This window comes from Paucibacter sp. Y2R2-4, from assembly GCF_025717535.1.
Lineage (GTDB): Bacteria > Pseudomonadota > Gammaproteobacteria > Burkholderiales > Burkholderiaceae_C > Paucibacter_A.
Window position 1 is genome coordinate 176692 of sequence record NZ_JAJIRO010000001.1, and the last position, 12509, is coordinate 189200.

The 12509-nt window shown below is 69.9% G+C and carries 1 protein-coding gene; it reads left to right on the top strand.

Going from position 1 to position 12509, the window contains the following annotated elements; translation table 11 throughout:
• Positions 1-835: 835 nt before the first annotated feature.
• Positions 836-12460 (top strand): autotransporter outer membrane beta-barrel domain-containing protein, encoded by an 11625-nt coding sequence (locus LNV06_RS00735; RefSeq protein WP_263536332.1) that lies wholly within the window; start codon positions 836-838, stop codon positions 12458-12460.
• Positions 12461-12509 lie beyond the last annotated feature (49 nt).

Genomic DNA, 12509 nt, shown 5'->3' on the forward strand with positions numbered 1-12509 from the left:
TGCCGGGCTGACCAAAAGAAAGGGGCCGGCATAGCCGCCCCTTGTCTGGCACCGTGTCAGTTCAAGGCACGTTGGCCTAGACCCAACTCAGCGACGGATGCGGCGAGCGGCCTGGCCCAGCGTAAGCCTCCGGCGAAGTCATCTAGAGCGCCCAGAGCCTGGCGGCGAGGATGGCGTCCACTCAAGAAATCGGGGGACACCACGCAAGACACGCTCAACAAGCCAAGTCGGCGGCGCCTCACGCCTGAACTCAAGCGACAAGTCATTGCGGCCGGCCACCTGGCGCCTCGGTGGTTGGTGGTTGGTGGCTGGTGGCCCACGCGCTCAACGCCAACATGGTGCACCGCTGGTTTCAGGCTGTCAGGAGCAGAGCAGATCGAAAAGGGCGTGTGGAGCGACAGAAAGTCGCGGACGAGCCAGCATGAGCCCCGTGGAACTGCCAGATGTGCTTACAAGGCGGGTGCAATTGCCCGGTGCACCGAGCATTTCAACGAAGCTCATCCCCACACGGGATTAAAGACGCTGTACGCAAGGTGCACCAGCCAGCGACAAATCCGCCCACCCACCTGCGTTGGCGTGGCGGCCGGATGGCGGCCAGCACCACAGAGGCAGGGTCACAAGCGATCAACGCAGCGCAAGACTTGGTGTTGCCCATCAGCCGATGGCGCGAAAAGTGCTTTTTTGAGCCCGCTAACTGAGCGATTCCCGCTCAAGAGGCTTTTTTAAGATTGTGAGCGAATCCGCCTCCTGCACCGCGCAGCCCAGACGCCCACCACTGTGAAGGCATCTGGGCAAGCCAAGTGCCAGGCGACCGCCTCACTTGCCGTCTGCTGCCATGACTCCACGTATCACTTCCTCTGCCACCAAGCTCGTCACGAACTCGCACGCGCCTCACGCGGCTTTTGCCCATCGCCCCTTGCGCCGGCTGATGCTGGCGCGAGGCTGGGGCATTCTGTGCCTGTGCGCACCGACTGCAGCCTGGCCACAGGCGGTGACTGCCGGCCCCAGCTACTACTTCGCCGATGCGCGCAGCGGCGCCAATGGCACCGCGGGCAAGGATGCGGTCGGCGGTGGCTCTTGCGTCAGCGGCCCCGTACCGGGGACGGCGGGTGCTGTTGGCCCCTCGATTGACGAGACGGTCAATTTGAGCCTGATGTCCTTGGTTTACCCGGGAACGCTCATCGGCGTGAGCAGCCGCGGCGGCGATGGCGGCAAAGGCGGCAATGGGGATGCCTCCGGCCAATGCGGCAAGGGTGACTTTGACGGTCGCCCTGGCGCTGCAGGCGGCTCTGTGACCGTGTTCGTGAAGCCCGGCGCCAACCCGGTCGAAGCGATCTACAGCACCGCGAGCACCGGCGTGGTGGCGGTCAGCCATGGTGGATCGGGCGGCAATGGTGGCGACAACACCCGCGGCAAAAACGACTACAAGGGCGGCGATGGCGGGGCAGGCGGTGCTGGCGGCAATGTCCGGCTGGAGAACGCACTGTCCATGCAGGTCAGTGGTGGGCTCGGTGCGCTGGGGCTGGTGGCCCAAAGCGGTGGCGGCGCCGGTGGCACCGGCGGCGATGCCGCCAACAAAGCCAATGCGGGCAGTGGCAAGAGCGGTGGCACCGGGGGTGATGTGGTCCTGCGCAACACCGGCAAGATCCTGACCGACGGCGGCAACGCCATGTCTGCACAAAGCATTGGCGGCTTTGGTGGTGATGGCGGTGTGAACACCAAAAGCCACAGTGGCAGTGGCGGCACGGGTGGCAATGGCGGCACCCTGGCCGTGGACAACACGGGGTCGCTGCAGGTCGGATCTGGGTCCCGCGTGGGCTGCAACGACAGCGTCACCACGAACTGCAATCCCGCGGGCGGATTCGGACTCGCGGCGCAATCGGTCGGTGGTGGCGGCGGCCATGCCGGCGCCAGTGCAGGGCTTCATATCCTGGGTGCCGAGGGTGGTGCAGCCGGGCACGCGGGCGCCGTGGTGGTGAACAACACCGGATCGGTCTCGGTGTTCAGTCCCTCGAGCACCGGCTTGTTCGCCCAGGCCATTGGCGGCGGCGGCGGCTCGGGCGGCATGGCGATATCCAGTGGCAGCAAGACCACGGCCGTCGGCGGCGCCGGCGGCGCGGGCGGTGACGGTGGCGCCGTGACCGTCATCAACTGGAACAGCCTGTGCACCGGCGTCGCCTGCAACGGTCAGGACCGCTGGGCGGCCGATGACTCGACAGCAGGCGGTGCGATCGCGCTGGTGGCCCAGAGCATCGGTGGCGGTGGCGGCGTGGGCGGCTTTGCCAAAGCCAAAGGCCGGGCCACAACCATTTTCGGCAACGCGTCGGCCATGGCCGTGGGCGGAACCGGCGGCAGTGGCGGCGTGGGCGCGAAGGTGCTGGTGACCCATGTCGGTCACCTGGGAACCGCCGAGATCAGTTCCCCGGCCTTACTGGCCCAGAGCATTGGCGGCGGCGGGGGCAGTGCGGGCGGGGCCCTGGCCTATGCGACAGCCCTGGCCGGCGACAGTGCCGCCGTGTCTCATGGGGGGGCCGGCGGAGGCGGTGGCAATGGCGGCAACGTGCTGGTGAACTGCAACAGTTACAGCGCACTCTCTTCCAGCTTCAGCCCCTGCGCCGGAACCCCTGTGCTGACCGCGGTCCGAACAGACTTCCGCATCGCCACCACCGGCCTCGCCTCGCCAGGCATCGTGGCCCAGAGCATTGGCGGAGGCGGGGGCGCGGGCGGCTACGCCATGTCCCTGTCCGGCAGCCTGTTCGGCTCGCAGTCGCTGGGATTTGGCGGCAGCGGCGGCGCGGCAGGCACCGGGGGTCAGGTCTTTGCCAGCAGCAATGGACAGAGCATCAACACTTCCGGGGCGCAATCACCTGGGCTGCTGGCCCAGAGCATCGGCGGCGGTGGCGGCTCCGGCGGCAGCACCATGGACCTGAGCCTGGCGTACACCGGCAGCTCCGCCTCTTTGGGTGTGGGCGGCAAAGGGGGCAGTGGTCAAGCTGCCGGTGCGGTGGCGGTCCACAACCCAGGTGGCCTGATCAACACCAGCGGCGAAGGATCACAAGGGCTGGTGGCACAAAGCATTGGTGGCGGCGGCGGCAATGGGGGATCGGCCATCACATTGGCGGTCTCGGGACGCTATGCCGGCTCCCTGGCGGTCGGCGGCAATGGTGCCACCGGTGGAACCGGCGGCAACGTCACCCTCGTCAATGAGGACAGCAGCAGCAATCCGACTTACGGACGCGGCGCGATCACCACCCAGGGCAGCGGTGCGAGCGCCCTGGTGGCTCAGAGCATTGGCGGCGGTGGCGGCCATGGCGGCTACTCGGTGGCACTGTCCGGCGCGGAGTTCGTGGCCGGCACGGTCAGCGTGGGCGGAAGCGGCGGCTCGGGCAACCATGCGGGAACGGTCAACGTCACCAACAAGGGAGCGCTGACCACCCAGGGCGGTGGTGCCCCCGTGCTGCTGGCCCAAAGCATTGGCGGCGGCGGCGGCTCGGGGGGCCATGCCATCGCTGGCACCGTGGCGGGCATGGGCAGCATCAGCATCGGCATGGGGGGCAGTGGTGGCTCTGGGGCTGTGGCCTCATCGGTGCAGGTGAACAGCACCGGTGCGATCGCCGCTCAATCCAGCCAGGTCGGGCATGCCCCGGGCATCCTGGCGCAGAGCATCGGCGGCGGCGGCGGCCAAGGCGGCTTCAGCGCCGCAGGGGCGCTGTCCTTTCAGGGCAGTGTCGCGCTGGCCGTGGGCGGTGGCGGTGGCAATGCGGGCAGTGCCGGCACGGTCAGCATCGACCATGGCGCGAGCCTGCTCACCCGTGGCGCCTTTTCCCCGGGCATTCAAGGCCAGAGCCTGGGCGGCAATGGCGGCAATGGGGGGCACACCCTGGCAGGCGCCTTGGCCGGCGGACTGAGCCTGGCCGCCAACCTGGGTGGTGGCGGCGGCAAGGGTGGCACCGGTGGGGATGTCTGGCTGCATGTCCATGGCCCCGAGCAGCGGCTGGTCACCGAGGGCGACCAGTCGCCTGGCGTGCTGGGGCAAAGCCTGGGCGGTTCGGGCGGAACCGGCGGCTGGGCCGCCAGTGCTTCGGCCAGCATGGCGGCAGCGCCCTCCGTCTCCCTGGGTGGCGCGGGTGGCGCCGGTGGCAAGGCCGGACTGGTGTCCATGACGGCCCGCCTACCCGTGCAAACCAGCGGACACATGGCCCCAGGCCTGGCGGCTCAAAGCATCGGTGGCAACGGTGGCAGCGGCGGCTTCACGGCCGCCGGCTCGGCCACCACCATCGTGGCCATGGCGACCAGCATCGGCGGCACGGGCGGCACGGGCGGACAAGGGGGGACGGTCAACATCAAGGCAGAAGCGCCGGTCCTCACCAGCGGCCAGCAGTCATTCGGCCTGCTGGCGCAAAGCATTGGCGGCAACGGCGGCAATGGCGGCTCGGCCCTGTCGGCCAGCGCATCGACGGGCAACCCATCCATGGCGGTTTCCGTCGGCGCGGCGGGTGCGGCAGGTGCCACGGGGGGCAGTGGACAGAACGCTGGCAACGTCGCTGTGGTGGGCCGCAGCACCGTCATCACCCAGGGTCAAGGGGCGGTGGGCGTGGTGGCTCAGAGCATCGGCGGGGGTGGTGGCCAGGGCGGGGCCACCGCCGCGATTGCAGCTTCAGCCTCTGGGGGCGACCCCAACAACAAGAGCATGGCCGCCGCTGTGACGGTGGGCGGCAAGGGCGCGGCCGGAGGCGCCGGGGCCGAGGCCGCCGTGCGCTTGCTGGATGCCGTGCAAACAGGCGTGCCCAGCCGCAACAGCGCTTCGGGCGCGGCCGGCCAAGGCGACCGTGCAGCGGGTGTGCTGGTGCAAAGCATCGGCGGCAGCGGCGGCCAGGGGGGCGCGGCCAGCTCGCACGCCATCGCCGGCTCCGCCGCGGCGGCTGTGGCCATCGGCGGTGGCGGCGGCAGCGGCAGCAACGCGGGCAATGCCTTGCTGAACTTCGATGCGCAAACCTATCTGGCCAGCAACGCCGACCTGCTCAAGGCTTACGGCAACAACCCGGCGGCTGCCCTCAAGCACTACATCGACTGGGGCTTCGGCGAGGGCCGTCCCACGCAGAGCTTCAATGCGGCGCAGTACATGGCGAACTACAGCGACCTGCAAGCCTCGTTCAACGGCGACCTGGCAGCTGCCACCAATCACTACGTGAGCACCGGCGTCAGCGAGGGCCGCAGCGCGAGCGCGCCCGCCGGCAGCACCCCGGTCGCACTGGCGCTGACCGACAGCGCGAGTGCCTTCGTGGACCCGCTGATCTACATCGCCTCCCACCCCGACTTGATCCGTGCCCTGGGCAACGATCCGCTCGCCGGGCTGCGGCATTACCGGGACTGGGGGTATGGGGAAGGTCGCGTGACCAGCAGCTTCAATCCGGCCCAGTACCTGGCCAATTACGCTGACCTGCGGGCCAGCTTTGGTGACGACACCCGCGCCGCCACGGTGCACTGGATCACCACCGGCCAGGCCGAGGGGCGCTCGGCCAGCGCAGCGGCGGGCAGCACCCCGGTCAACAAGGTGAGCTTGCCCAGCGTCAGCACCTTCGGTCAGCAGGCGCCCGCCATGGTGGCTCAGAGCATCGGCGGCGGCGGGGGGCAGGGCGGCGCCGCTTCTGCCAGCGCCGTCAGCAACCAGCACGCGGCCTCGGTGGCGGTCGGTGGTTTTGGTGCCGGCGGCGGTGATGCCGGCATGGTGGTGGTGACCCCCACTGGCGCCCTCAACACAACGGGCGCGCAGTCGCCTGGGGTGCTGGCACAGAGCATTGGCGGCGGCGGTGGTCATGGCGGCTCGGCATCGGCCTCCGCAGACGGCTCACAAGGCGCGGTGGAGGCGGCCGGTGTCGCGGCGTACACCGGGCTGGTGGGCTCGAACGTGGGCAATGCCACAGTAGCCGTGGCGCAGAAGTTCAGCCAAGACAACGGCGCGCCGAGCAGCTCGAGCGCCAAGAACGACAACGGCGTGGGGGCCTCCCTCAGCATCGGCGGCGCCGGTGGCCTGGGCGGCAAAGGCAGCGCCGTGGCGGTGGACAGCAGCGCGCTGGTGAGCACCTTGGGCGATCTGTCGGCCGGTCTGTATGCGCAGAGCGTGGGCGGCGGTGGCGGTCACGGCGGCAGCAGCACCAGCAATGCCAAGGGCGGCAACAGTGCCGTCGCCGTCAGCCTCGGAGGCAGCGGCGGCACCGGCGGCGACGCGGGCTCGGTGCAGGTGCGCAACAGCGGCCGCATCGGCACGGCCGGAACCCAGTCCCTGGGCGTCTTTGCCCAGAGCGTGGGCGGCGGTGGCGGTGATGGCGGCTCGGTCAGCGCCACCTCACAGGCCGGCGGCAAGGCCGCCGCCTCCTTGGGTCTGGGCGGCAGCGGCGGCGGCGGTGGCAGTGGCGGCAACGTCAATCTGATCAACACCGGCAGCGTCAGCACCTGGCTGGGCAACGCCGGCGGGCTGTTTGCCCAGAGCGTCGGCGGAGGCGGTGGCAACGGGGGCGCCGCCAGCACGGCCGCCAGCGTGACACCGGCCGCAGACGACGGCAAAACCAGTGCCAGCACCGGCACGGCCAGCTCATCGCCCAACAACCAGAGCAACTCGGCCAGCGCCGGCAGCGTGTCCGGCAGCACCCCCACCAAGGGAGGCGCCGCAGGGGCCAGCACCGGCTACGCAGCCAGCCTCGCCCTCGGGGGAGCGGGTGGCAAGGCGGGTCATGGCGGCACGGTGGTGGTGCAGCACAGCGGCAGCGTGAGCACAGGCCTCGCAGTGCAAGACGGTGTCGTGCACAGCATCGCCCACGCCCCGGCCCTGCTGGCCCAGAGTGTGGGCGGCGGCGGTGGCCAAGGGGGTAGCAGCAGCAGCAATGCCGATGCGGCCAAGAGCAGCGTGGCCATCTCACTGGGTGGATTGGGGGCTGGCGGTGGAGATGGCGGCACGGTGGCCGTGCATGCCAGCGCCGGCAATCTCAGCACGCGGGGCGCCTTGTCGTCCGGGCTGATCGCGCAAAGCCTGGGTGGCGGTGGCGGCAACGGGGGCTCGTCCACCTCCACGGCCAGCCAAGGCAGTTCGGCCTCGGTGGCCATGGGGCTGGGCGGCACCGCGGGTGGCGGCGGCCACGGGGGCTCGGTGACGGTGTGTGGCACGCCCCAGTCCGATGGCAGCTGCGGCACTGCGCTGGGCAGCAGCATCAGCACCGGCGGCGTGCAGTCGCATGGTGTGTTCGCCCAGAGCGTGGGCGGCGGCGGTGGCAGTGGCGGAGCCGTCAGCGCGGCAGCCACGGCGGGTGACGCCAGTGGCAGTGACAACAGCGCCAGCACGGGCAATGGCAGCAGTTCGGCTTCTGCCTCCAGCGGTGTGGCGGTGGCAGCCGCCCTGGGCGGCAGCGGTGGCAGCGGCGGCTACGGGGGGGATGTCCGACTCTCCATCGCGGCATCAATCAGCACCCTCGGGGCACGCTCGACGGCTTTGTTTGCCCAAAGTGTGGGCGGGGGTGGCGGTGAGGCCGGCAGCAGCAGCAGCAACGCCAGCAGCGGTGCCCATGCGGTGAGCCTGGCGCTGGGCGCCAGCGGCGGCAGCGGCGGCCGGGGCGGCAATGTGTCGGTGGACCTGGCCAGCAGCGCCCAGCTGCAAACCCGCGGCCTGATGTCTCAGGGCTTGATGGCCCAGAGCGTGGGCGGCGGTGGCGGCGTGGCGGGCAGCACCAGCGCCACCAGCGCCGATGCCGGCAACAGCAACACCAGCCTGTCCTTGGGCGGCAAGGCGGGGAGCGGACAGGATGGCGGCACCGTCAAGGTCAACAGCGGTGGCAGCATCAGCACCAGCGGTTGGGGCGCAGATGGCCTGGTGGCGCAAAGCGTCGGGGGTGGCGGTGGCACCGGAGGCGCAGCGTCGAGCAGCGCATCGACAGGAACAGCTGCTGCGTCCCTCGCCCTGGGCGGCCAGGGCGGTGCATCCGGCAAAGGTGGCGATGTCGCGGTCACGCTGTTCTCTGGCAGCGTGAAGACCGAGGCCGAAGCGGCCCGCGCCCTCTTGGTGCAAAGCATTGGCGGCGGTGGCGGCAGCGGCGGCAACGCCAGCAGCAACACAGGTGGGGACAACACGAAGTCAGTCAGCCTGGCGCTGGGTGGCCAAAGTGGCAGCAACGGCGGCGGCCAGGGTGGCACGGTCAACGTCAGCACCAACGGCACGGTGACCCTGGCCACCCAGGGGCATTTCGCCGCCGCGGTGATGGCGCAGAGCATTGGCGGCGGCGGCGGTGTCGGCGGCAGCAGCCAAAGCAGCAGCAGCGCCAAGGGCAGCAGCTACAGCCTGGGGCTCAACCTCGGGGGCGCTGGCGGCGCCGGCGGCAACGGCGGTGCGGTGACGCTGGCTCTGCGTGATATCAACTCCAACATCAGCACGCAGGGCTTGGCCGCCTTCGGGGTCATGGCACAGAGCATTGGTGGCGGCGGCGGTGTCGGGGGCGCGGCCGCCTGGCAACAGTCCGGCAGCTTGGGCAGCGTCTCGATCAGCAGCCAGCTGGGCGGCAGCGGCGGAGATGGGGGCGATGGCGGCGGTATCTGGCTGCTGTCCGACCAGACCTTGAGCACCGCAGGACACCTGGCCGTGGGCCTGCTGGCCCAGAGCGTGGGCGGCGGCGGTGGCGTGGGTGCAGCGGCCACCTCGTCCAGCGAGGGCAGCGCCTTCAGCGGCAGCGTGAACCTCGGCGGCAGCGGCGGCAAAGGCGGCGCGGGCGGCACGGTGGAGCTGGCGCTGGGTCAGCGTGTCAGCACCTCCGGCAACCTGGCGCATGCGGCGGTGGCCCAGAGCATTGGCGGCGGCGGCGGTCTCAACCTCAGCCGGGCCAGCGGCACCGTCCTGGGGAACAGTCAGGCCAAGGCGGGCGCTCGCGTGCTGCTGTCCAGCAGCGCTGCGGTGGAGACCAGCGGCACGGGGGCCGCGGGCCTGGTGGCCCAGAGCATCGGCGGCGGCGGCGGCCTGTCGACCTCCTTCGGATCAGCCACCCTGGGTGGCGCGCCGGGCTTTGCCAACGGCGGCGTGGTGCGCCTGTGCAATGGGCTGGACAGCGCCGGTCAGTGCAGCGGCGATGTCGCACTGACGGGCAGCATCCGCACCCATGGCGCACTCGGCCACGGCCTGGTGGCCCAGAGCATTGGCGGCGGCGGCGGGATGGTGCTCAGCCCGGAGAACCCGCTGCAGACCACCTTGCGCGGCAGCGGTGCCATCGGCAGCGACGTGACCGTCTGGACCGCCCAGGCCATCAGCACACAAGGCCATGGGGCCGCCGGCCTGGTGGCACAGAGCATCGGGGCGGGCGGCGGCCTGGTCGGGGACCACTACTGGGCCACCGGCAGCGTCACCCACAAGCTGACCCCGGCCAACAGCACAGACGTATCCACCGGTGCGGCGGTCAGCGTGGATGCACGCAAAGGCTCGCAGGCCTGGAGCACCAGCGGCATGAACGCGCCCGCACTCGTGGCGCAAAGCATTGGCGGTGGTGGCGGCTACTTTGCCCATACCAACCTGACCCAGGCCAGCCAGGTGGACCTGAGCTTCCAGCTCGGCGGCACCGGGGGCAGCAGTGACGGCGGCACCGCCCAGGTAACCCTCGGCTCGCGAGCCATCAGCACCGGCGACGCAGGCAGCCTGGGTGTGCTGGCGCAAAGCGTGGCGGGCGGCGGCGGTGTGTTTTCTTGGGTGGCGCCGACCGTGGCGGCGCCCGGCAGTGCGACCAGCACCAACGCCACCCTGAGCGGCCAACTGGGACAGACCGGCAGTGGCAGCCGCGCCTTCGATGCCAGCGTCAGCGGCAGCCCCTCGATCAGCACCAGCGGCCTGCACTCGGCCGGGCTGGTGGTGCAAAGCGTCTCCAACGGCGGCGGCGTGGCCCTGGCCGCAGGACGTGCGGGCCAGGTCTTCAACGGCACGATGAACCTGGGTTCGACCGCCAATGGCAAGAACGATTGGAAGTTCAGCGGGCCAGTGACGGTGCAACTGGACGGTGGCAGCATCAGCACACGCGGCGACATGGCGCCGGCCTTGGTGGCCCAAACAGTCAGCGGTGGCGGCGGTTTGAGTCTGGCGCTGGTCAGCCAAGCCAAGCTGGGCGGGCTGCCCGGCAGCCCCGCCTACCCGGGCGAGGATCAGCGATCCAAACCGGCCGTGCTCGTGAACAACCGCGCGGCCATCAGCACCACAGGGGCCGGCTCCATTGGCATCGTCGCGCAGAGCGTGGGCAATGGTGGCGGCCTGGCCTATGCCAGCAACAGCGCCACAATCGGCGCGGGCGGCGGCGGCGGCCATGGCGGCAAGGTGGAGGTCAACAGCTATGCCCCCATCCGCACCTCGGGTGTGAACGCCTACGGCATCCTGGCCCAGAGCGTGGGCGGCGGGGGCGGCGCCGTGATTGGCGTGGGCAATGCCTTGACCGCGATCCACAACACGGGCCGTGGAGACGCCGGGGACGTGACCGTCAATGTCTATGCGGACATCATCACCAGCGGAGATGGCGCTCATGGTGTGGTGGTGCAGTCGGTCGCCGGCGGCGGCGGCATCATCGCCAGCGGTACCCAGACCACCGCCTACAAAGGCGGTGACGGCAAGAGCGGCGTGGTGAAGGTCAACGTTGCGACGGGTGTGAACGTAACTCCATCGGGCCGCGGCACCCATGGCATCTGGGGCGCATCCTCGACCGACCCCATCGTCGAGGTCGCTGAGGGCGCTCGCGTGGTGGGCGGCAGCGGCGGAGCCGCCATGTACTTCGAGGGGCCCATCAACGAACTGCACAACCGGGGGCATGTGGGCAGCGCCGACGGACACGCTGGTCGCGCACTGCAGACCAGCGGAGGCGACATCACCGTTCACAACTACGGGACCTTGCTCGGCGATCTGCACCTCACCGAGAGCGCGCGCAACGAGGTGCACAACCACAGCGGCGCCAGCATGCTGCACGGTGGCACCCTCAACCTCGGCGGCAGTGGCACGCTGCACAACGAGGGCACGATCATGCACGGCGGCGAGACCGGTGCCGCCACCGTCATCAACGGTCATCTGATTCAAGGGGAGGGCGGCACGCTGGCGCTCCGCATGGACCATGCCACCGGCGTGGCTGATCAGTTGCACGTCACGGGCAGCGCGACCCTCAAGGGCCGGTTGCAACCGGTGCTGCAGACCGCGCACCTGATCGCGCCGGGCACGCACTCGCTGGGCACGATCTTCACCGCGGGTGCTGGGCTGGACGCCAGCGGCTTGTCCGTGACCGACACGGCCATCCTGGACTTCCGCCTGCACCCCCAGGATGGCAAGCTGGGGTTCAGCGTGCATGCCGACTTCAGCCCCGAGGGCATGAACGAGGACGTGCAGCGTCTGGGCGACTTGCTGGGCACAGCCCAGTCGGAATCACGTGAGAACTACCGCGACCTGACCGCCCGGCTGGTGGCCCTCACCAGGCCTGAGGAGCTACACCAGGTGTACTGGGAGCTCAGCGGTGCCGGTGCCACCACGGTGGCGACGGTAGGCACCCGGCTGAGCACCCTTTTCGGACGGCTGTTGACGGACCGCGCAGGCACGATGTCCAACGTAGCATCTTCGGGACAGCCCGCCCACCATGCCTGGGTCCAGATCCTGGGCGAACGCCACAGCGCCACCTACGATGGAGCGGGGACATCGGATGTCGAAGCCCAGTTGGGCGGCCTGGCCTTCGGGCTTGAGACCTCACTCGACGCGGACACCTGGGTGGGCGCTGCCTTGTCAAGCAACCGCTCCAATCTAGAGATGTCCCACGGCTACAAGGCGTATGGGCCCGGCGTTCAATTGGGTGCCTACGCAGTGCGCCAAGCCGACAGCCGCTGGGGCCAGGTGTACCTAACGGGCTCGTTGACGCATTCACGCCAAACGCTGGATACCGAACGCCGCTTTGGACTGATGGGCTCCATCTACCGAGCCCAGATGCCGACCCAAGCCTGGGGCGCACGGGTCGAGACGGGCTTGCGCGTCAGCTCGCCAGGATGGCGCGTCGCACCCTTTGCCGCCCTGCAGTTGCAGCACTACACGATTCGGGCGCATGACGAGCAGGCTTCGGACCAAGCTCACCTGGCACTCAGCTATCAGCGCAGCGCCTTCACCCAGCTGCGCAGCGAGCTGGGCGCGGCGGTGGAGGGCCGTGTCATGCTGGGATGGGGCGCCTCGGTCCAGCTGAGGGGACGTCTGGGCTGGGCCCACGAATCCTGGAGCGAGCACCGCATGTATGCATCCTTCAAGACCCTCAACGGTCGGCCCTTCAGCGTCACCGGCCTGATGCCCACACCCGATTTGGCCACCTTGTCCGGCCAGGCCGAACTGCGCCTGAGCCCATCACTGGCCGTGGAGATCAACCTGCAAGGAGAGTACGGCCAAGCCACCCGTACGCGGGCAGGCAGTGTCGCGCTGCGCTACAACTGGTAAGGAAAAGACCCTGCAGCAGGGGCTGGGCGGCCCGATTCGGGCAGACCGC

What these genes read in the sequence shown, in the direction of transcription:
- LNV06_RS00735 (WP_263536332.1), top strand. Translation starts at nt 836, where the DNA reads ATGACTCCACGTATCACTTCCTCTGCCACCAAGCTCGTCACGAACTCG.